17 protein-coding genes are annotated in these 21,467 nt (G+C 69.1%); 13 read left to right on the forward strand and 4 right to left on the reverse strand.

The window, feature by feature from the left end; all coding sequences use genetic code 11:
• Positions 1–113: 113 nt before the first annotated feature.
• The 6 genes from BLT44_RS09250 to mnhG are packed head-to-tail and all read left to right on the forward strand — an operon-like array spanning position 114 to position 6,574.
• Positions 114–3,014, forward strand: a complete 2,901-nt coding sequence (locus tag BLT44_RS09250) for a Na+/H+ antiporter subunit A (RefSeq protein ID WP_029608356.1) — start codon at positions 114–116, stop codon at positions 3,012–3,014.
• The gene (locus BLT44_RS09255; RefSeq protein WP_010157392.1) at positions 3,011–3,520 is read left to right on the forward strand and encodes a Na(+)/H(+) antiporter subunit C; all 510 of its coding nucleotides are present in this window, start codon (positions 3,011–3,013) and stop codon (positions 3,518–3,520) included. Before BLT44_RS09250 ends, BLT44_RS09255 begins: the two co-directional genes overlap by 4 nt.
• The gene (locus tag BLT44_RS09260) at positions 3,517–5,193 is read left to right on the forward strand and encodes a Na+/H+ antiporter subunit D (RefSeq protein ID WP_010157391.1); all 1,677 of its coding nucleotides are present in this window, start codon (positions 3,517–3,519) and stop codon (positions 5,191–5,193) included. The genes BLT44_RS09255 and BLT44_RS09260 overlap by 4 nt, the downstream gene beginning before the upstream one ends.
• The gene (locus BLT44_RS09265; RefSeq protein ID WP_050803134.1) at positions 5,186–5,764 is read left to right on the forward strand and encodes a Na+/H+ antiporter subunit E; all 579 of its coding nucleotides are present in this window, start codon (positions 5,186–5,188) and stop codon (positions 5,762–5,764) included. Before BLT44_RS09260 ends, BLT44_RS09265 begins: the two co-directional genes overlap by 8 nt.
• Positions 5,761–6,072: an MrpF/PhaF family protein gene (locus BLT44_RS09270; RefSeq protein ID WP_010157389.1), complete on the forward strand. Its 312-nt coding sequence runs from the start codon at positions 5,761–5,763 to the stop codon at positions 6,070–6,072. Before BLT44_RS09265 ends, BLT44_RS09270 begins: the two co-directional genes overlap by 4 nt.
• Complete coding sequence (gene mnhG / locus BLT44_RS09275) at positions 6,065–6,574, forward strand: monovalent cation/H(+) antiporter subunit G (protein WP_010157388.1); 510 nt, start codon at positions 6,065–6,067, stop codon at positions 6,572–6,574. Before BLT44_RS09270 ends, mnhG begins: the two co-directional genes overlap by 8 nt.
• A 124-nt stretch (positions 6,575–6,698) precedes the next feature.
• Here the strand turns inward: mnhG and aceB are convergent, their stop codons facing one another.
• Positions 6,699–8,378 carry a malate synthase A gene (gene aceB, locus BLT44_RS09280; RefSeq protein WP_010157387.1) on the reverse strand — a complete coding sequence of 560 codons (1,680 nt, stop codon included), beginning with the start codon at positions 8,376–8,378 and terminating at the stop codon, positions 6,699–6,701.
• Positions 8,379–8,553: 175 nt separating this feature from the next.
• Positions 8,554–9,858, reverse strand: coding sequence for an isocitrate lyase (gene aceA, locus BLT44_RS09285; RefSeq protein WP_010157386.1), 1,305 nt, complete (start codon positions 9,856–9,858; stop codon positions 8,554–8,556).
• Between the two features lie 148 nt (positions 9,859–10,006).
• Here aceA and BLT44_RS09290 point away from each other — a divergent pair, with 148 nt between their 5' ends.
• From BLT44_RS09290 to BLT44_RS09305, 4 genes are all read left to right on the forward strand, one after another.
• Positions 10,007–11,482 carry a helix-turn-helix transcriptional regulator gene (locus BLT44_RS09290; RefSeq protein ID WP_029608354.1) on the forward strand — a complete coding sequence of 492 codons (1,476 nt, stop codon included), beginning with the start codon at positions 10,007–10,009 and terminating at the stop codon, positions 11,480–11,482.
• A gap of 139 nt (positions 11,483–11,621) precedes the next feature.
• Entirely contained in the window at positions 11,622–12,086 is a 465-nt protein-coding gene (locus BLT44_RS09295) for an FHA domain-containing protein (protein WP_010157384.1), read from the forward strand.
• Position 12,087: 1 nt separating this feature from the next.
• Positions 12,088–12,765 carry a transcriptional regulator FtsR gene (ftsR, locus tag BLT44_RS09300; RefSeq protein ID WP_010157383.1) on the forward strand — a complete coding sequence of 226 codons (678 nt, stop codon included), beginning with the start codon at positions 12,088–12,090 and terminating at the stop codon, positions 12,763–12,765.
• A 156-nt stretch (positions 12,766–12,921) separates the two neighbouring features.
• On the forward strand, positions 12,922–13,557 hold the full coding sequence (locus BLT44_RS09305) for a MerR family transcriptional regulator (RefSeq protein ID WP_010157382.1): 636 nt from the start codon (positions 12,922–12,924) through the stop codon (positions 13,555–13,557).
• Positions 13,558–13,703: 146 nt separating this feature from the next.
• Here BLT44_RS09305 and BLT44_RS09310 read toward each other — a convergent pair whose 3' ends face one another.
• Positions 13,704–14,546 (reverse strand): ParA family protein, encoded by an 843-nt coding sequence (locus tag BLT44_RS09310; RefSeq protein WP_029608353.1) that lies wholly within the window; start codon positions 14,544–14,546, stop codon positions 13,704–13,706.
• Between the two features lie 195 nt (positions 14,547–14,741).
• Between BLT44_RS09310 and BLT44_RS09315 the strand changes: the two genes are divergently transcribed.
• Both BLT44_RS09315 and def read left to right on the forward strand, forming a co-directional pair.
• Positions 14,742–18,152, forward strand: a complete 3,411-nt coding sequence (locus tag BLT44_RS09315) for a pyruvate carboxylase (RefSeq protein WP_010157380.1) — start codon at positions 14,742–14,744, stop codon at positions 18,150–18,152.
• A 54-nt stretch (positions 18,153–18,206) separates the two neighbouring features.
• Entirely contained in the window at positions 18,207–18,698 is a 492-nt protein-coding gene (gene def / locus BLT44_RS09320; protein WP_010157379.1) for a peptide deformylase, read from the forward strand.
• Between the two features lie 47 nt (positions 18,699–18,745).
• Here def and BLT44_RS09325 read toward each other — a convergent pair whose 3' ends face one another.
• Positions 18,746–20,575, reverse strand: coding sequence for an AMP-dependent synthetase/ligase (locus tag BLT44_RS09325; protein WP_029608352.1), 1,830 nt, complete (start codon positions 20,573–20,575; stop codon positions 18,746–18,748).
• A gap of 141 nt (positions 20,576–20,716) precedes the next feature.
• Between BLT44_RS09325 and BLT44_RS09330 the strand changes: the two genes are divergently transcribed.
• Positions 20,717–21,388 carry a lysophospholipid acyltransferase family protein gene (locus tag BLT44_RS09330; RefSeq protein WP_010157377.1) on the forward strand — a complete coding sequence of 224 codons (672 nt, stop codon included), beginning with the start codon at positions 20,717–20,719 and terminating at the stop codon, positions 21,386–21,388.
• The last annotated feature ends 79 nt before the right edge of the window (positions 21,389–21,467 follow it).

Genomic DNA, 21,467 nt, shown 5'->3' on the forward strand with positions numbered 1-21,467 from the left:
GGGTTTGATCGCGTGACCTGGGCTTCGTCGGGCGCCTCGGCGAATGCGCACCCGGTTTTCCAGTAGACTGGGTGCACACGCCAAACGACGACCGAATCGGAAGTGGGCCGCCTATGGGAGCGATGATGAGTATTCTGCTCATCCTCGCTGCGGTCTCTACCGTCACCCATCCACTCGCTCGGTCGGTCGGTCGGAGGGTCTTCGTCATGGCGTCGGCGCTTCTCGCCGCCATCACCGCGGTGCTCGCGGTGCTCGCCGTGCAGGTGTACGCCGGCGAGCCCGTCGTCGAGGCCTTCGCGTGGGTGCCCGAGCTCGACCTCACGCTGACGTTCCGGCTCGACGAGATGTCGGCGCTCTTCGCGCTGCTCGTGACCGGTGCGGGCTCACTGGTGCTCCTGTACTGCGCGCGCTACTTCGACGTGCGGGAGCCGGGGCTCGAGCGCTTCGCCGCCGTGTTCATGGGATTCGCGACCTCGATGCTCGGGCTCGTGCTCGCAGACGACGTCTACATGCTCTTCGTCTTCTGGGAGGGAACGACGATCTTCTCGTTCCTCCTCATCGGGCATCTGACACGATTGCGCACGTCCACGGCTGCCGCACTGCAGGCGCTCATCGTCACGACGCTCGGCGGACTCGCGATGCTCGTCGGCCTGGTGCTCCTCTCCCACCAGCGCGGCAGCTCGCTGCTCTCCGAGATCGTGGCGGCGCCGCCGGAGGGGGCCGTCGGCGTCACCGCCGTATTCCTCATCCTGGCAGGGGCACTGTCGAAGTCGGCGATCTTCCCCTTCCACTTCTGGCTGCCCGGGGCGATGGCGGCTCCGACCCCCGTGAGCGCGTACCTCCACGCCGCTGCGATGGTGAAGGCGGGAATCTACCTCATCGCTCGGATCACCCCGGCGTTCGGCGACGTCGTCGGCTACCGGGAGACGCTCGTGGCGCTCGGCGCCATCACGATGATCAACGGCGGCATTCGCGCGCTGCGGCAGTTCGACCTGAAGCTCATCGTGGCGCACGGCACGGTCAGCCAGCTCGGCCTGCTGGTCATGGTGTTTGGCGTCGGCGACCCCCGTGCGAGCTTCGCCGGATTCGCGCTGCTGTTCGCACACGCGCTCGCCAAGGCGCCCCTGTTCCTCTCCGTCGGCATCATCGACCACTCGACCAGCACCCGTGACCTGCGCAAGCTCAGCGGTCTCGGCCGCAGAATGCCGGTCCTCATGACGATCACCGTACTGGCCTCCGCCTCCATGGCGGGCTTCCCGCCGTTCTTCGGGTTCGTCGCGAAGGAGTCCGCGTTCGCGGAGCTGCTGGAAGTCGGCCATGAGCGACCGCTCGCACTCGCGGCGTTCGTGGTCGCCGTGGCCGGAAGCGTGCTGACCGTGGCGTACATGGGCCGTTTCCTCTGGGGCGCGTTCGCAGTGAAGCGCGGTGTCGAGACGTGCCGCGTGGACCACGCCCCCGGCTGGTCGATCCTCCTCGCGCCGGGAGCGTTCGCGCTCGCGACGCTCGCACTCGGCCTGTTCGCGCCGGCGGCCGACCGCGCGCTGCTTCCGTTGGTGGCGGGGGAGGCGGCCGGCGTGAAGATCGAGCATCTGGCGCTGTGGCACGGGATCACTCCAGCGCTCCTCGCGTCCATCGGGGTGCTGCTGAGCGGGTCGCTGCTCGCGTGGGTGTTGAGCCGCACCGCGCGACGCCTCTCGCCCCCGGCCGAGCGGTGGTCCGCCTCCCACGCCTACTGGGTGTCGACGCACTTCGTCGACTCCATCGCGATCAAGCTCACCTCGATCACGCAGCGCGGTTCGCTGCCGTTCTATCTCGCGGTGATCCTCATCGTGCTGGTCGCGGCCCTCGGTGGCACCATCCTCGTTACGGGCGAATGGCCGAGCGAGTACACGTTCGCGACGTCGCCCGTGCAGGTGCCCATCGCGATCGTCATGGTGATCGCGGCGCTCTTCTCGCTGCGCGCCCGCACGCGCTTCCAATCCGTCGTGCTCGTCGGGCTCACGGGCTACGGCATGGCCGCGATCTTCGCGATGCACGGCGCTCCCGACCTCGCGCTCACGCAGGCGCTGGTGGAGACGGTGACCCTGATCGCCTTCGTGCTCGTGATCCGTCGCCTGCCCCAGAGGATCGGGCACCGCGCTTCGCGCCCCAAGCGCTGGCTGCGGGCGGGTATCGGCCTCGGCGTCGGCCTCGTGTTCGGCATGCTGGCGGTGATCGCCCTCGGCTCCCGCATCGCAGAGCCCATCTCGCTGCAGCTGCCCGAACTCGCGTACGCGGGCGGGCACGGCAGCAACGTGGTCAACGTCATGCTCGTCGACATCCGCGGATGGGACACGATGGGCGAGCTCTCCGTCATCCTCGCGGCAGCGACCGGCGTCGCCTCCCTCGTCTTCCTCAGCACTCGGGTCGACAACCGTCCGAAGCTGAGCCGCCGCGACGCGCGCCGCGCCGCTCGGGAGCACCTGCAGCGCGTCGCGGACCCCAACGATCCCGCGCGGCGCATGACCTGGCTGCTGGCCGGTCGCCACCTCGACCCGGCGCGCCGATCCATCCTGCTCGAGGTGGTCGTCCGACTGATCTTCCACGGTCTCATCATTCTCTCGATCTATCTCCTGCTGACGGGGCACAACACCCCCGGCGGCGGATTCGCCGGGGGACTGGTGGCGGGCCTCGCCCTCGTCGCGCGGTATCTCGCCGGCGGTCGTCACGAGCTCGGCGCCACGGTGCCGCTCGACGCCGGGCGCATCCTCGGAATCGGGCTGGCGCTGTCGGTATCGATGGCGTTCATCCCGATGCTCTTCGGACAGGCGGCCCTCGCGTCGGCGTGGGTGGACCTCGACCTCGGCATCTTCGGATCGCTGCCGCTGGTGACGTCGACACTCTTCGACGTCGGCGTGTACCTCGTCGTGTTCGGACTGATTCTCGATGTGCTGCGCAGCCTGGGCGCCGAGATCGATGAGCACGAGGAGGCGGACATCGCCTCCTTCGAGGAGGAGGGGGTGAACTCGCGATGACCATGCCGCTCGTTCTGGTCGCGGTGATGGTGGTGCTGTACGCGTGCGGCGTCTACCTCATGCTCGATCGGTCGCTGACCCGCCTCCTGCTCGGCTTCCTGCTCGTCGGGAACGCGACGAACCTCCTCATCTTCCTGATGACGGGGAGCTTCGGGGCCGCACCCATCTACGGGGACGCCTCGGCGGAGGAGATGAGCGATCCGCTCCCGCAGGCGTTCATCCTCACCGCGATCGTGATCACGTTCGGCGTCAGCGCCTTCCTGCTCGCGCTGATCTACCGTTCGTGGCGGCTCGCGCACGACCACGACGACCGCGTGCAGGACGACGAGTCGGATCTCGAGATCGCGACCACGCGCGCACTGGCCGCGACCGAGGTCACCGACGAGGATCTCGCGGAGACGCTCGAGTACGACGAGGAGGACTACCCGGAGTCGGGCGCCGACATCGCGCCGAGCGGCAGCGCAGCCTCCGACGCCTCCGAGACCGCGGGGGAGCCGAAGCCGTGATCCAACTCGTCCCCCTCGCCGTACTCATCCCGCTCGCCGGAGCCGCGCTCGCGCTCGCGGTGCCCGGCCATCGGCGCCTGCAGCAGGGCATCACGCTGGTCGCCCTCAGCGCCGTCGTCGTGCTCAGCGGCGTGCTCATGTACCTCGTCGACGCCGCGGGGATCCTCGTGATGGAGGTGGGCGGGTGGGCCGCGCCCTTCGGGATCGCCCTCGTCGTCGACCGCGTGTCGGCGCTCATGCTCACGGTCTCATCCATCGTGCTGCTCGGCGTCTTCCTCTTCTCCCTCGGGCAGGGCCTCGCCGACGGAGATGACGACACTCCGGTGTCGATCTACTACCCGACGTACCTCGTGCTCGGCGCGGGCGTCTTCAACGCGTTCATCGCGGGCGACCTGTTCAACCTGTACGTCGGGTTCGAGATCCTGCTCGTCGCGAGCTACGTGCTCATCACGCTCGGAGGCACCGCCCAGCGGATCCGAGCGGGCGTGACCTACGTCATCGTGTCGCTCGTATCGTCCGTGCTGTTCCTCGCCGCGATCGGCCTGATCTACGGCGCCACGGGCACGGTGAACATGGCGCAGCTGACCGTCAGGATCGCCGAGCTCCCGAGCGAGATCCAGCTGCTGCTGAATCTGACCCTGCTCATCGCATTCGGGATCAAGGCCGCCGTGTTCCCGCTCGCGTTCTGGCTGCCCGACTCCTACCCGACGGCGCCGGCGCCGGTGACGGCGGTCTTCGCCGGGCTGCTCACGAAGGTGGGCGTCTACGCGATCATCCGCACGCAGACGAAACTCTTCCCGGATTCAAGCGTCGACCGCCTGCTGCTCGTCATCGCGGGCCTGACCCTGATCGTCGGCATCCTCGGAGCCGTGTCGCAGCTCGACATCAAACGGCTGCTCTCGTTCACGCTCATCAGCCACATCGGCTACATGATCTTCGGCATCGGCATGGCGAACGCGGCGGGCTTCGCCGCGACCATCTACTACATCGCGCACCACATCATCGTGCAGACGACGCTGTTCCTGGCCGTCGGCCTCGTCGAGCGCCAGGGCGGCACCACGTCGCTCTCGGGGCTCGGCGGCATGATGCGCAAGGCGCCGTTCATCGCGATTCTGTTCTTCATCCCGATGCTGAACCTCGGCGGCATTCCGCCGTTCTCGGGTTTCATCGGGAAGCTCGGGCTCTTCACGGTGGCGGCGGATCTCGCCACCCCGGAGGCGTACTGGCTGATCGGCATCGGCGCACTCGTGTCGCTGCTGACCCTGTACGCGCTCGCCCGGGCATGGGTGCTCGCGTTCTGGCGCACGCCCGCGCAGGCGGGGGCGGAGTCGAAGCACGCGAAGCCCGCCACCACGGAGGCGCTCGTGCTGCGCGAGCGCGAGCAGGCGCTCTTCGAGCGCTTGCAGGACGCGCCCGACGCGCAGCCGCAGGCCGAGCAGAAGGAGATTCCGAAGCTGATGTTCGTCGCGACGACCGGCATGGTCGCCGTGAGCATCGCGCTGACGGTGTTCGCCGGCCCCCTGTACGCGTACGCGACGCGCGCGGGCGAGACCCTCGCGGAACCCGGGATCGTGGTCGAGCAGGTGCTCGGAGACGGCGACGGCTCCGGGGGCGACAGCCCGGGCGGCGGCAGCGGACGGACGACACTGGAGGAGGGGGACCCGGATGAGTGATGCACCGGTGGAGCTCGCGGAGGAGTCGCCCCGCGAGGCGCGGCGACGGGAGTTCGGCGTGCGACTGCACGAGCTGCCGCTGGTCATCGGGCTCGTCGTGCTCTGGATGATGCTGTGGCACGAGGTGTCGCCGCTGTCGGTGCTCAGCGGACTCGTGATCGCGGTGTTCGTCATGCGCCTCTTCTACCTGCCTCCGGTCGAGCTCGCGGGGCGCCTGAACGTCTGGTGGACGCTCAAGTACCTCGGCTACTTCTTCTGGCACCTGGCCCGCGCGTCCTGGGGCGTCGCATGGCTCGCGGTGCGCCCCGGGCCGCCGCCCGCGACGTCCATCATCGCGGTGCGGCTGCACACCCGCTCGGACTTCATCATGACGATGGTGGCCCTGACGAACTCGCTCATCCCCGGTTCACTGGTCGCCGAGATCGATCGCTTCCGATCGACCCTGTACCTGCATGTGCTCAACACTCCGACGCAGCGGGAGCTCACGCAGATGCGTCGCAGCGTCTACACCATCGAGCGCCTGCTCCTGCGGGCCGTGGGGTCGAAGCAAGAGATGCGAGCACTGGCATGAGCATCGTGACGCAGGCACTGCTCATCGCCGCGGGCATCGGGCTCACGGTCACCGCGCTGCTCGCCATCGTGCGCATCGTGCGCGGGCCGACGATCCTCGACCGCATGATCGCGTCCGATGTGCTGCTGACGACCCTGATGCTCGCCGTGGGCGCCGACATGGTCGCACGGGGGCACACGGACACCATTCCGCTCATGACGGTCATCGCGGCGACGGCGACCCTCGCGACGATCGTGGTGGCGCGCTTCGTCAAGCGCCGCGCGGATCAGCCGACGCTGCAGCAGCCGAAGGAGACCGGCCATGTATGACGCCGTGCTCGATCTGCTCGCCGCGATCTGCGTCTTCCTCGCCGCCGTGCTCTCGGCGGCCGCGGGGGTCGGTCTGCTCCGCTTCCCCGACGCCCTCAGCCGTTTGCACGCCGCCACGAAGCCGCAGATCTTCGGCCTGCTGCTCGTCATCACCGCCATCGCGCTCGAGGATCGCTCGGTGGCGACGCTGCTCGCCCTCGTGCCCGTCTTCGTGTTCCAGTCGCTGACGGCGCCGGTGGCGGCGCACATGGTCGGCCGCGCCGCCTACCGCACCGGGCAGCTCGAAGCCTCGACGCTCGTCGTCGACGAACTCGGGCCCGCGATCGACCGGATGGAGGCGAGCGCAGGCCAGCAGCCGAGTGCGCAGTCGAGTGCGCAGTCGAGTGCGCGGCCGAGTGCGCCGGCGCAGGAGAATGGGGAGCCCGATTCGGAGCGCCGCTCCGAGCCGGCACCGGATGGCCCCGACCCGCAGCAGCCCCAGGCGGGAGCGCCGTCGTCCTGAGACTGCCCGGGTCGACGCCTCACGCGCTCGGGAGCGCATTCCGGGCCGGTGCACCGGGAGCACGACGAGAGCGAGCCGGATCACGCGGATCCGGCTCGCTCTCGTCTGAGGCGTCGACGGTCGTCTACGCGTCGACGAGGTACCGGCTGTATGCGGGTACGGTGAGGAACGTCGGGAAGTCCTCCCCGAGGGCGACGTCCGCGAACAGCTCGGCGGCGTCGTCGAATCGGTCGCCCTCGGTGCGCGCGAAGCCCGCGACCGTCTGCTCCACGAGCTCGGCGACCCATTCGCGCGTGATGCGGGTGCCCTCCGCGGTCGACTGATCCTGGTGGATCCACTGCCAGATCTGTGACCGGCTGATCTCCGCGGTCGCCGCGTCCTCCATCAGATTGTCGATCGCGACGGCGCCCATCCCGCGCAGCCAGGACTCGATGTAGCGGATCCCGATCGAGACGTTCTCGCGCACTCCGGCCTCCGTGATGTCCCGGCCGATGTGCACGTTCAGCAGCTGCGCGGCGGTCACCTGCACGTCATCCCGCTGGCGGTCCACCTGGTTCGGGCGATCGCCCAGCACCGCGTCGAACTCCGCCTGCGCGACCGGGATGAGATCGGGGTGAGCCACCCAGGTGCCGTCGAATCCATCGCCCGCCTCGCGGTGCTTGTCGGCGCGCACCTTCTCCTCGGCGCGCGCCGTGACCTCGGGGTCACGGCGGTTCGGGATGAACGCGCTCATGCCGCCGATCGCGTGCGCCCCGCGACGATGGCAGGTCTTGACTAGCAGCTCGGTGTATGCGCGCATGAACGGCACCGTCATCGTCACCTCGCTGCGATCCGGGAGCACGAACCGGGCACCGCGACCGCGGTAGTTCTTGATGATCGAGAAGATGTAGTCCCAGCGGCCGGCGTTCAGCCCTGCGATGTGATCCCGCATCATGTACAGGATCTCCTCCATCTCGAAGGCCGCGGGAAGGGTCTCGATGAGCACCGTCGCGCGGATCGTGCCGTGCGGGAGGCCGAGCGCCTGCTCCGTGTAGGTGAACACGTCGTCCCAGAGCTTCGCCTCCTCGCTCGATTCGAGCTTCGCGATGTAGAAGTACGGTCCCCGCCCGCGGGCGACGAGTTCGCGCGCGTTGTGGAACGCGTAGAGTCCGAAATCGACGAGGCTGCCCGATGCGGCGCCCGCACGGCCGTGCGCATCGGTGAAGCGCAGGTGCTTCTCGACGAGGTGCCATCCGCGGGGGCGCATCACGATGGTCGGGGTGCGCTCAGCGGTGACCCGGTACTCCTTGCCGGCCTCGCTCGTGTAGGCGAGCCGCCCGCGGATAGCATCGAGCAGCGAGAGCTGGCCGCCGATGACGTTGCGCCACGTCGGGCTCGTCGCATCCTCCTGATCGGCGAGCCACACGCGGGCGCCCGAGTTCATGGCGTTGATCGTCATCTTCGGATCGGTGGGGCCGGTGATCTCGACGCGGCGGTCCTCGAGGCCGGGCCCCGCGCCGGCGACCCGCCAGTTCGGATCCTCGCGGATGGAGCGCGTCTCCTCGCGGAACCTGGGGTCGCGACCGTTGCCGATCTCGTAGCGGCGGCGCTGCCGGTCTGCGAGACGCTCGTGCCGCGTGCTCGCGAAGCGATCGTGCAGTGAGGTGAGGAATTCGAGCGCCTCCGGGGTGAGGATCTCGTCGCTGCGGTCGAATGGGCGGCCGAGCACCTCCATGCGCGAGTGCGGTGTCGCGGAGGCTGCGGGGGAGGCGGGGCGTTCGGCGGTGGCGGTCTGCGACTGCAGCTCCGCCTGGGTGGTCGTCATGATCTGCTCCTCTGGTGCGTCTGGTGCGTCTGGTGCGTCTGGTGCGTCTGGTGCGTCTGGTGCGTCTGGTAACACGGCAGCTCGGATGATGAGCGCGGGGGCTCGCATGGTGCGAGCCGGGGGTCGGCTGCGGCACCGCGGTTTCGGGTCGCGGCGCCGCAGCCGGTGGTCGGGCTCAGTGGAACTGGCCCTCCTCGGTCGACCCGACGAGGGCGAGGGTCGAGGCCTCGGGGTTCAGCGCCGTCGAGATGGCGTCGAAGTACCCGGTGCCGACCTCGCGCTGGTGCTTGGTCGCGGTGTAGCCGCGCGCCTCATCGGCGAACTCGCGCTCCTGCAGCTCGACGTACGCCGACATCCCGTCGCGGGCGTAGCCGTGAGCGAGGTCGAACATCGACGAGTTGAGGGCGTGGAAGCCGGCGAGCGTGATGAACTGGAACGAGAACCCCATCGCGCCCAGCTCGCGCTGGAACTTGGCGATCGTCGCGTCGTCGAGGTGCTTCTTCCAGTTGAAGGAGGGCGAGCAGTTGTAGGCGAGCATCTGGTCGGGGAACTCCGACTTCACGCCCTCGGCGAACTGGCGCGCCAGCTCGAGGTCGGGGGTGCCGGTCTCCATCCAGATGAGGTCCGAGTACGGCGCGTAGGCGCGGGCGCGGGCGATGCAGGGGGCGAGCCCGTTCTTCACCTTGTAGAAGCCCTCGGCGGTGCGCTCGCCGGTGATGAACGGGCGATCGCGCTCGTCGACATCGGAGGTGATCAGGGTCGCCGCCTCCGCATCGGTGCGCGCGATGATGACGCTCGGCACGCCGGCCACGTCGGCCGCGAGGCGGGCCGAGTTGAGCGTGCGCACGTGCTGCTGGGTCGGGATCAGCACCTTGCCGCCGAGGTGGCCGCACTTCTTCTCGCTAGCGAGCTGATCCTCCCAGTGCACGCCGGAGGCGCCCGCGGCGATCATCGCCTTCATGAGCTCGTACGCGTTGAGCGGCCCGCCGAACCCGGCTTCGGCGTCGGCGACAATCGGCACGAGCCAGTCCTCGACCGTGCTGATGCCCTCGGCGTGCTCGATCTGATCGGCGCGCAGCAGCGCGTTGTTGATGCGGCGCACGACCTGCGGCACCGAGTTCGCGGGGTAGAGCGACTGGTCGGGGTACGTGTGGCCGGAGATGTTCGCGTCGGCGGCGACCTGCCATCCCGAGAGGTAGATCGCGCGCAGACCGGCCTTGACCTGCTGCACGGCCTGGTTGCCGGTGAGCGCGCCGAGCGCGTTGGTGTACCCGCCGTTCGGCGTCTCGGTCGTGAGCTGCTCCCAGAGCTTCTCGGCGCCGCGGCGCGCAAGCGTGTGCTCCTCCTGCACGGTTCCGCGGAGCTTCACGACATCGTTCGCGGTGTAGTCGCGCGTGGTGCCCTCCCAGCGCGGGTCGTTCTCCCAGTCCCATGCGAGCTGGTCGGCGGGGGAGGGGATCTGCGATGCGTCGTTGGTCACGATGACTCCTGTGTTCGGCCCGAAGGCGTGGATTGCGGTGTAGTTCCATCTTGAGTGGCGGCCCAGGGCCCCGAGTGGCGTTTCGGGGGAAGAAGAAACGCAGTATTTTCGCTTGTCGGAAGTTTGCCGCTCTGCGATCATGGACGGCATGACGCTCCTCGAACACGAATCGGTGCAGCTCGCGGACGGCGATTGGGCTGACAGCGGCGACGCGCTGACCCTGGGCCGACGCATCCGCGCCCTGCGCACCTCTCGCGGCCTGACGCTCGAGCAGCTGGCGCGCGCCGTGGATCGGGCCCCCTCGCAGCTCTCGGCCATCGAGAACGGGAAGCGGGAGCCCCGGCTCCCCATGCTGCGGGCGCTGGCGTCCGCCCTCGGAGTCACCGTTGACGAGCTGCTCGCTGCGGAGGCGCCCTCCGAGCGCGCCGCTCTCGAGATCGCCGTCGAACGCGCGCAGCGGGGCTCGGTGTTCCAGTCCCTCGGGCTGCAGCCGATCCGCGTCTCGAAGGCGACGAGCGACGAGACGCTGCAGGCCATCCTCGGTCTGCACCAGGAGGTCGAACGGCTGCATCGCGAGCGGGCCGCGACCCCCGAGGAGGCGCGCCGGGCCAACACCGAGCTCCGTGCGCAGATGCGCAGCGCGGGCAACTACTTCGCCGATCTCGAGACGGCGGCGACCGGGCTGCTCGACAGCCTCGGATACTCGGGAGGGCCGGTCTCCCAGCAGACCATTGCCAACATCGCCGAGCGCCTCGGGTTCAGCCTGCACTACGTCGGCGACATGCCGCACTCGACGCGATCGGTCATCGACCGCCGCAACGGCAGGGTGTACTTGAGCGGCGGGGTGCCGTCGAGAGACGCCCGCGCGCCGATCCTCCGCGCGCTCGCCAGCGTGGTCTGCGGGCACGAGGAGCCCAGCAGCTACGGCGAGTTCCTGCGGCAGCGGGTGGAGGCGAACTATCTGGCCGGGGCGGTGCTGCTGCCGGAGGCCGCGGCGGTCCCGCTCCTCTCGGAGGCGAAGCAGCAGCGGCAGATCTCGATGGAGGATCTGCGCGACGCGTTCGGCGTCTCGTACGAGATGGCGGCGCACCGGTTCACGAACCTCGCGAGCGAGCGGCTCGGGTTGGAGGTGCACTTCATGAAGGCGCACGAATCGGGAACGCTGATCAAGGCGTACGAGAACGACGGCGTGCGGTTCCCCTCCGACGCGCTCGGCAACTTCGAGGGCGCCATGGTGTGCCGCAACTGGACCGCCCGGACGGTGTTCGGGCAGCCCGACCGCTTCAACCCCTGGTACCAGTACACCGACATGGCGGCCGGAGGAACGTACTGGTGCACGTCTCGCGTCGAGAAGGCGAAGGAGGGGCTGTACTCCGTCAGCGTCGGCGTGCGCTTCTCGGATGTGAAGTGGTTCCGGGGTCGCGAGACGGCGCACCGGTCGCAGTCCTTCTGCCCCGACGATCAGTGCTGCCGCCAGGCCTCGGCTGAGCTGACCCGCAAGTGGGAGGCCGCGGCATGGCCGGAGGCGGCGACGCCGACGAGCCTGCTCGCGGCGCTGCCGACGGGGACGTTTCCGGGCGTCGATGCGCACGAGGTGTACGCGTTTCTCGAATCTCACGAATAGCCGGGAGATTGCTGGACGGCGCGCCGCGCAACCCGACAAAAGCGGGCATCGACGTGCGCCGCGCCCCTCGCCTGCGATAGCGTAGAAGCACCGAGTCGAACGGCTTGCGGAGGCCCCGAGTGGAGAAGTGGGTGAGGACATGAGCAGCGACAGTCATGCCCGTCGCGCTGAGAGCACCGAGGTGCGATCGACCCAGCAGTTCCGAGAAGATCTGAGCGCGATCATTCGCACGCGGGCGACCGACCTGACGATCGACGAGCGCGAGGCCGTCGAGGCGCTGCCCTCGGGCGCGGCCCTTCTCGTCGTGCGCCGCGGCCCCGACCAGGGCGCGCGCTTCCTGCTCGATCAGGACGTCACGGTGGCCGGGCGCCACCCCGCCGTCGACATCTTCCTCGACGACGTCACGGTCTCGCGCCGCCATGCGGAGTTCCGCCGCAACGGCACCGCATTCTCGGTCGCGGACCTGGGCTCGCTGAACGGCACGTTCTGCGACGGTACCCGCATCGACGGCTCGGTCGTGCTCGCGGACGGCGCGGAGGTGCAGGTCGGCAAGTTCCGGTTCACGTTCTTCGCCTCGCGATTCGATCTCGCCGAGGAGAACTAGGGTGGCGGCCGCGCAGGCCCGACAGAATCCCTCCGGACTCCTCAGCATCGGTCAGGTGCTGGCGCGCCTGCAAGACGACTTCGCCGATCTGACCCCGTCGAAGCTCCGCTTCCTGGAGGAGCAGGGCCTCGTGACGCCCGAGCGCACGAAGTCGGGGTACCGCAAATTCTCGCAAGGGCACATCGAACGCCTGCGGTTGATCCTCACCCTGCAGCGGGATCACTACCTTCCGCTGAAGGTCATCGCCGAGGTGCTCGACGAGCTCGACGCCGGGCGCGACCCGATCATCCCCGGCGCGGCATCGCGCAGCGCGTCGAGCATTCTCGCGCCGAAGCGCGTGCTCAGCGGGGATGAGCTGCGCCGCGTCACGGGCGCTAGCGCGCGCTTCCTGGGCGAGGCGATCGCCGCGGGGCTGCTGCCCGCGGCAGAGGTGTTTCCGCATGACGCTGTCGCCCAGGTCACGGCGCTGCTGAAGCTCTCGGAGCAGGGGATCACGCCCCGGCATCTCCGCGCACTGCGCGTCTCGGCGGAGCGCGACGCCGAGATGATCGCGCACGCCGTGTCGAGCCGGGGAGTGCGCGCAACCTCGCCCGCTGCGACGGAGGGTGCGCTGGAGATCGCCGACCACCTCGAGACGGTGCGCTCCGGCGTGTTGCGGCGGCGGATCGGGAGCGCCTGACGCCCCTGATTTCGGCGTGATTTCAACCTTCAAGTTCAACCTGAGGTCGACACGCAAGAATTGAGACCCGGCGGTCGTTGCATCGGCATTGCGCGCTCGATAACGTTGGTGAAGTTCGGCGGCCGATTCTGCGCCCGCCGAGGTGAAAGGAACACGATGGAGCACACTCAGCGCCCGGGCGGCGACGCGGCGATTCCCTCGGCGCAAGCGCTCTCCGAGGCCGGCATCGTGGCCGATCCCGCAGCGTTCACGCCCGTCTCCGTCGACGCCGATGTCCTCTTCGACGACGGGCTCCCGCGCCCCAACCAGGACGGCGGGTTCAAGGGCGCGACGGCGGCGCGAGCCGCCGGCATCACCTACCGCCAGCTCGACTACTGGGCGCGCACGGGTCTCGTCGAGCCCACCGTGCGCGGCGCCAAGGGGTCGGGGTCGCAGCGGCTCTACGGCTTCCGCGACATCCTCGTGCTCAAGCTCGTCAAGCGCCTGCTCGACACCGGCATCTCGCTCCAGCAGATCCGCACCGCGGTGGCGCAGCTGCACGAGGCCGGCGTGCACGACCTCTCGCAGACCACGCTGATGAGCGACGGATCGAGCGTCTACCTCTGCACGTCGAGCGACGAGGTCATCGACCTCGTCAGCCGGGGTCAGGGCGTGTTCGGCATCGCCGTGGGGAAGGTGCTGCGCGAGGTCGAGACATCGCTCGTCGACATGGACGAGCATCGCGAGGAGGCGTCGGCCGATACTGCAGTCGACGAGCTCGCCGCCCGACGGAAGTCCCGCAAGATCTCCTGAGGCGCTGCACGCTGCTCTTCGCCGAGCGCGCGCGGGGCAGCGGCGCGCGGGACAGTGGCGCGCAGGGCAGACTCAGTGGTGCGATGCCGCACGACGCAGCTCGTCGCACGACTCAGGGCCACGGCGCGACGCGCCGCGCGTGCGCATCAGTTCTCGACGACCGTGGCTGTGGGAGCGTTCGAGGCGCCGGCGCGAGCGGCATCCATGCCCGCGGACCGCAGAATGCGATCGAGCACCAGATCGAAATTCGCCGCCATCTCCTGCGACGCCTCGCCGGGCCACATGTGCACCGGCTTCGCGGCGCCCTGCGCCTGCTGCAGCGAGGTGCGCTCGGGCAGCTGCGGATTCAGCACGAGCGGGCCGAACATCTCGCGGAGCTCGCGGATGCGGAACTGATGCTCGAGCGACTGGGGCTGCGTGCGGTTGATCAGGATGCCCAGGGGCTGCAGTCGCGGGCTCACGCCGCGTCGGATCTCCTCGATGGCGCGCAGCGCGCGGTCGGTCGCCGCCACCGCGAAGAGGCTCGGCTCCGCCACGACGAGCACGCGGTCGCTCGCGGCCCAAGCGGTGCGCGTCAGCGCGTTGAGGGAGGGGGCGCAGTCGACGAGCACGAGGTCGTACTCCGACTCGACGATCGCCAGCGCCTCCTCGAGCTTCCAGATGTCGCGCGTCGAGGGGTGCGGGCCGTCGAAGTTGATGGCCGAGGGGCTGCCGACGAGCAGATCGATCCGACCGCCCTCGTGGTAGTCGTTCCACCCGCTGTGCGCGATCGCGCTGCGCACGGTCTTCTCCTTCGGGCTCTCGAGCACATTCGCGACGTTGGCGAAGCCTTCGGGGTTCACGGCCAGGCCGGTCGACACGTCGGACTGCGGGTCGAAGTCCACGACCAGGGTCCGCAGACCGCGCGAGAAGGCGGCCGAGGCGAGGCCGAGCGTCACGGTCGTCTTGCCGACGCCGCCCTTGAGGGAACTCACACTCAATACATGCACGTGGCAAGTTTAGTGGATTCAACCCGAGCGTCGCCCGACTTCGTCACGGGCGAACGGAGACCGAGGGTGCGGCTGCGGCAGCCGCGCGCGTCGCGCGTCATATAGCCGGGCCCGCCGGGCCGAGCATGTATCTTGATATCGAACCAGTTCGACGGTGTGAGCACCCGGCGGCGAGAACAGTAGCAAGGAGGCGGAGTGTTCCAGAAGATCTTGGTGGCGAATCGTGGGGAGATCGCGATTCGGGCGTTTCGGGCGGCGCACGAGTTGGGGGCGCAGACCGTGGCCGTGTTCCCGTATGAGGATCGCAATTCGCTGCACCGCTTGAAGGCCGACGAGGCATATCTGATCGGCTCGGTCGGGCATCCGGTGCGAGCGTATCTGGATGTCGCGGAGATCGTGCGCGTCGCGGTCGAGTCGGGTGCTGACGCGATTTATCCGGGGTACGGGTTCTTGTCGGAGAACCCGGATCTCGCGGCCGCGGCGGAGGCGGCGGGGATCCGGTTCATCGGGCCGGGCCGGGAGGCGCTGGAGATGGCGGGCAACAAGGTCGCGGCGAAGGAGCACGCGATACGGGCGGGTGTGCCGGTGCTGCGCTCCACGCCGCCGTCGACGGATATCGATGCGTTGATCGCGGGGGCTGAGGAGATCGGGTTCCCGGTGTTCGCGAAGGCGGTCGCGGGCGGTGGGGGCCGGGGCATGCGGCGTGTGGAGCGTGTGGAGGAGCTGCGGGACGCGTTGGAGTCGGCGATGCGGGAGGCGGAGTCGGCGTTCGGGGATGCGACGATGTTCATCGAGCAGGCGGTGCTGCGGCCGCGGCATATCGAGGTGCAGGTGCTGGCGGATGCGTCGGGTGCGACGGTGCACCTGTTCGAGCGCGATTGCTCAGTGCAGCGCCGGCATCAGAAGGTCGTGGAGATCGCGCCGGCGCCGAATATGAGCGAGGAGAAGCGCGCCGAGCTCACGCGCGATGCGATCGCGTTCGCGGAGTCGATCGGGTACGAGAATGCGGGAACGGTCGAGTTCCTCCTCGATACCGCTGGGGAGCGTGCCGGGGAGCACGTGTTCATCGAGATGAACCCGCGCATCCAGGTCGAGCACACGGTGACGGAGGAGGTCACCGATGTGGATCTGGTGCGGGCGCAGATGCGGATCGCTGCGGGCGCGACGCTGGAGGAGCTCGAGCTCACGCAGGATCGCATCCGGTTGCGCGGGGCGGCGCTGCAGTGCCGGATCACGACGGAGGATCCGGCGAACGGGTTCCGGCCCGATCTCGGCCGGATCACCGCGTACCGGTCGCCGGGCGGCGGCGGGGTGCGTCTGGACGGGGGCACGATCGAGGTCGGTGCGCAGATCAGCCCGCATTTCGATTCGATGCTCGCGAAGCTGACGTGTCGCGGTCGCACGTTCGAGGATGCGGTGCGGCGGGCACAGCGGGCGCTGGCCGAGTTCCGCATCCGGGGCGTGGCGACGAACATCCCGTTCCTGCAGGCGGTGCTCGCCGATGCCGAGTTCCAGTCGGGGGATGTGTCGACGCAGTTCATCGGCGAGCGGCCGGAGCTGCTGCAGATGAATCCCTCGAAGGATCGCGCGACGCGTCTGCTGCAGCACGTCGCGAACGTGACGGTGAACCAGCCCCATGGTGCTCGGCCGCGGTTGATCGATCCGGCGGCGAAGCTGCCCGCTGTCGATCTGTCGCGCCCGGCTCCCGCGGGCAATCGGCAGTTGCTGGTGGAGATCGGGCCCGACGCGTATGCGCGGCGGTTGCGCGAGCAGACGGCGCTCGCGGTGACGGAGACGACGTTCCGCGACGCGCATCAGTCGCTGCTCGCGACGCGGGTGCGCACGAAGGATCTCGCCCGGGTGGCCCCGTATGTGGCGCGGTCGACGCCGGAGCTGTGGTCGGTGGAGGCGTGGGGCGGGGCGACGTACGATGTCGCGCTGCGCTTCTTGGGGGAGGATCCGTGGGAGCGGCTCGCGGCGTTGCGGGAGGCGCTGCCGAACGTGCCGATCCAGATGCTGTTGCGCGGGCAGAACACGGTGGGGTACACGCCGTATCCGGAGCAGGTCGCGCAGGCGTTCGTGCGTGAGGCGGCGTCGACGGGGGTGGATGTGTTCCGCATCTTCGACGCGCTCAACGATGTGCATCAGATGCGGGTCGCGATCGATGCGGTGCGCGAGACGGGGACGGCGGTCGCGGAGGTGGCGATGTCGTTCACGGGCAATCTGCTGAGCCCGGCCGAGGACAAGTACACCCTCGACTACTATCTGCGCCTGGCCGAGCAGATCGTCGAGGCGGGGGCGCACGTGCTCGCGATCAAGGACATGGCGGGGCTGCTGCGCCCGGCGGCGGCGGCGAAGCTCGTCACCGCGCTGCGGGAGCGCTTCGAGCTGCCGGTGCATCTGCACACGCACGATACGCCCGGCGGGCAGCTCGCGACGCTGCTCGCTGCGAGTGCTGCGGGGGTGGATGCGGTCGACGCGGCTTCGGCGCCGATGTCGGGCACCACGTCGCAGCCCTCGCTGTCGGCGCTCGTGGCGTCGCTGGCGGACACGGATCGTGATACGGGCCTCTCGCAGGAGGCGGTGTTCGCGCTCGAACCGTATTGGGATGCGGTGCGCGGGCTGTATCGGCCGTTCGAGTCGGGACTGCCGAGCCCCACGGGTCGGGTGTACACGCACGAGATCCCGGGCGGGCAGTTGTCGAACCTGCGGCAGCAGGCGATCGCGTTGGGGCTCGCGGAGAACTTCGAGCGGATCGAGGATCTGTACGCGGCGGCCGATCGCATGCTGGGTCGCATCCCGAAGGTGACGCCGTCGTCGAAGGTTGTGGGCGATCTCGCGCTGCACCTGTCGGCGGTCGATGCCGATCCGGCCGATTTCGAGGCGCATCCCGAGAAGTACGACATCCCGGATTCGGTGGTGGGGTTCCTCGCGGGCGAGCTGGGGGAGATCCCGGGGGGTTGGCCGGAGCCGTTCCGGTCGAAGGTGCTGGCCGGCCGGTCGGTGAACATCGATGTCGCGCCGGTGCCCGAGAGCGACGAGGCGCTGCTGCGGGGCTCGAGCGCGGAGCGGCGCGACGCGTTGAACCGGCTCCTCTTCCCGCAGCCCGCGCAGCAGTTCGCGCAGGTGCGCGAGCAGCACGGCGACGTGTCGGTGCTGGAGACCGCGGACTACTTGTACGGGCTGCAGGTCGGGGAGGAGCACGCGATCGATCTCGCGAAGGGTGTGCGCCTGTACGTCGCGCTCGAAGCGATCGGGGAGGCCGACGACAAGGGGCTACGCACGGTGATGGTGCGGGTGAACGGTCAGTTGCGGCAGGTGTTCGTGAAGGACGAGTCGGTGCGGGTCGAGGCGGCGCTGTCGGAGAAGGCGGATCGCGCGGTTCCGGGGCATGTTGCGGCGCCGTTCTCGGGCACGGTGACGGTGAAGGTCGCCGTGGGGGATCGGGTGGAGGCGGGTCAGCCGGTCGCGACGATCGAGGCGATGAAGATGGAGGCCGCGATCACCGCGCCCGTGGCGGGGCGTTTGGAGCGGGTCGTGTTCACGGGCACGCGGGGTCTGGAATCGGGCGACCTCATCGCCGAGATCACGGCTGCCGAAGGGTGATGAGGGCGCCTCGCCGCGGACCGACGCCGCCGCGAGGCGCTAGGCTCGGGTTCCATGGCGATTCGTGAAATCCGGGTCTTCGGAGACCCCGTCCTCCGCACCGTGTGCACCCCCGTCGCAGAGATCGACGAGGGCGTGCGCGCCCTCGTGCAGGATCTGCTGGACACGGTAAACATGGAGGGCCGCGCCGGGCTCGCGGCCACGCAGATCGGCCACACGCAGCGCGTCTTCAGCCTCAACATCGACGGCGAGATCGGCTACGTGATCAACCCCGAGATCGTCGCGCTCGAGGGGGAGCCCGTGCTCACCGGCGAGGGGTGCCTCTCCGTGCCGGATCTCTGGTTCGAGGTGCCTCGCCACCCGCGGGCGACCGTGCGGGGCATCGACCTGAACGGCGACCCCGTCGAGATCAGCGGGGAGGGGCTCCTGGCGCAGGCGCTCCAGCACGAGTGCGACCACCTCGACGGCAAGCTCTACCTGTCGCGCCTCGACCGCGACTCCCGCGGCGAGGCGATGCGGCGGATCCGCACCTCGAGCTGGTTCTGAGCGCGGGCGCGACCCCGCGACGGCCCCGGCCCGAGGCGCGGCGGGCGCTAGCTGACGACGCCGACGTTCTCGGTCTGCGGGTGCTCGCCGTACATGGCCGAGATCTCACCCGCGAAATCGCGCAGGATGTTGTCGCGCCGAATGCTCATCTTCGGGGTCAGGTGCCCGTTGGCTTCGATGAACTCCGTCGGCAGGATGACGAACTTGCGGATCGACTCCGCACGCGAGACGAACGCGTTGCCCTGGTCGACGGCGCTCTGCACCTCAGCCAGCACCTTCGGGTGCACCGACGCCTCCTCGAGCGACATCATCGGATCCTCGCCGTTGTTGTTCAGCCACGGCGCGAGCATCTCGGGGTCGAGCGTGACGAGGGCCGAAATGAACGGCCGCTGATCGCCGACGACCACCACCTGGCCGATGATGGTGTTCGAGCGGATGGGATCCTCGAGCGCCGCCGGCGCGACGTTCTTGCCGCCGGCGGTGACGATGATCTCCTTCTTGCGGCCGGTGATCGTCAGATAGCCGTCCTCGTCGAGCGAGCCGATGTCTCCCGTGCGGAAGAAGCCGTCGGCCGTGAAGGCGTCTCGCGTCGCCTCCTCGTTGTTCCAGTACTCCTTGAAGACGTCGATGCCCTGCACCTCGATCTCGCCGTCGTCGGCGATGCGCACGGTGTGCCCGGGAAGGGGCGGGCCCACGGTGCCGATCTTGAAGTGATCGGGAAGATTGACCGTCACCGGCGCGGTGGTCTCGGTGAGCCCGTACCCCTCGAGGATCTTCACGCCGAGACTGCGGTAGAAGTGCCCGAGGTAGTGGCTGAGGGGCGCTGATCCCGACACCGCGAAGCGCACCTTGCCGCCCAGCTTCTCCCGGAGCTTGCCGTAGACGAGCTTGTTGAAGAGTCGGAACTTCAGCGCGAGCGCGAACGGCACCTTGCCGGCGTCGAGCGCCTCGGAGTGCGCGACGGCGACCTTCGCCGCAGCCCGGAAGATCTTGCCCTTGCCTTCGGCCTCGGTCTTCTGTTCGGCCGAGTTGTAGACCTTCTCGAACACGCGCGGTACGGCGAGCAGGAAGGTCGGCTGGAACGTGCCGAGCGCCGGCAGGAGCTGGCTGGTGTCGGCCTGGTGCCCGACGCGCACGCCGGCGTGCACCGACATGACCGAGATGAACCTCGCGAAGACGTGGGCGAGCGTGACGAACAGCAGCGTCGCGGCCCCGGGCTGCTGCACGACGTCGGAGAGCGCCGCGGCCGCATTGCGGGAGAGGTCGACGAAGTTGGCGTGGGTCAGCACGCACCCCTTCGGCCGGCCCGTCGATCCGGAGGTGTAGATGACGGTCGCGATGTCGGAGCCCTGCGCGAGCCCGCGGCGCCGGTCGATCTCCGCGTCGGGAATCGCGGTTCCGGCCTCGCGCAGCTCGGCGAGCGCGCCCCGGTCGAGTCGCCAGGCCAGCGTCACAGCCGGGAGGTCGTCTTTGACCTCCTCGAAGCGCGCGGCGTGATCCTCGGTCTCCGTGAGTACGGCGCGCGCGCCCGAATCCTCGAGCACCCAGTGCACCTGCAGCGGAGAGGACGTCTCGTAGATCGGCACCATGACGGCGCCGGCGTAGTGGATGGCGAAGTCGACGAGCGTCCACTCGTAGCTCGTCTTGCACATGAACGCGACGCGGTCGCCGGGTTCGATGCCCGAGGCGACCAGGCCCTTGGCCAGCGCCACGACCTCGGCGCGGAACGCGGACGCGGTGATGTCGCGCCAGCCGTCGCCCGCGGGCACCGCGAACAGGGCCCGCTCGGGGGTCGCCTGCACCCGCTGCTCCAGGAGGTCGGTGATGTTGTCCTCGGGAACCGGCGGGACGAGGATCGGGGTCTCGGACTGATTCACGGCAGCTCCTTCGATACTCATGTATCCGTCGTTCGCGACGCGGTCTCGCGCGTCGCACATGTGTTCTGCCACCCTATACGCATACCTCCGCCGGGCCCCCGGCTCGGGTAGGGTGTTCCCAGTCGAGAGGAATCGTGAGCCGTGCTCTACTGGATTTTCAAACACCTGATCATCGGGCCGATCTTGAAAACGGTGTTCCGCCCGTGGCTGGAGGGTGCCGAGAACATTCCGGCGACCGGGCCGGTGATCATTGTAGGAAATCACCTCTCGGTGATCGATTCCTTCTTCATGCCGACGATGATCGACCGCCGCGTCTACTTCCTCGCGAAGAGCGACTACTTCACGGGCAAGGGGCTGAAGGGCTGGCTCGTGAAGTCGTTCATGACCGCGGTCGGCCAGCTGCCCATCGACCGGTCGGGGGGCAAAGCCTCCGAGGCGTCGCTGAACACGGGCCTCGGCGTGCTGGATCGCGGGGACGTGCTCGGCATCTACCCCGAGGGCACCCGCAGCCCCGACGCGCGGCTCTACCGCGGCCGCACCGGCGTCGCGCGCCTCGTGCTCGAATCCGGCGCCGTGGTCGTGCCGGCGGTGATGATCGACACCGAGAAGGCGATGCCGATCGGCGCCAAGGTGCCCAAGATCCGCAGGATCGGGACGGTCGTCGGGAAGCCCCTCGACTTCAGCCGTTTCGCCGGCATGAGCGCCGACCGCTTCGTGTTGCGGAGTGTGACGGACGAGATCATGCTCGAGATCCAGAAGCTCAGCGGCCAGACGTACGTGGACGTGTACGCGTCGAGCGTGCGCAACCGGTGATCCCGGGCCCGCGTTCGCTGCGGGCGCTCTCCTCGCGGCGTGCTCGGACCCGATGAGGCAGTAGGCTGATACGGTCGCG

The organism is Leucobacter chromiiresistens, assembly GCF_900102345.1.
GTDB lineage: Bacteria > Actinomycetota > Actinomycetes > Actinomycetales > Microbacteriaceae > Leucobacter > Leucobacter chromiiresistens.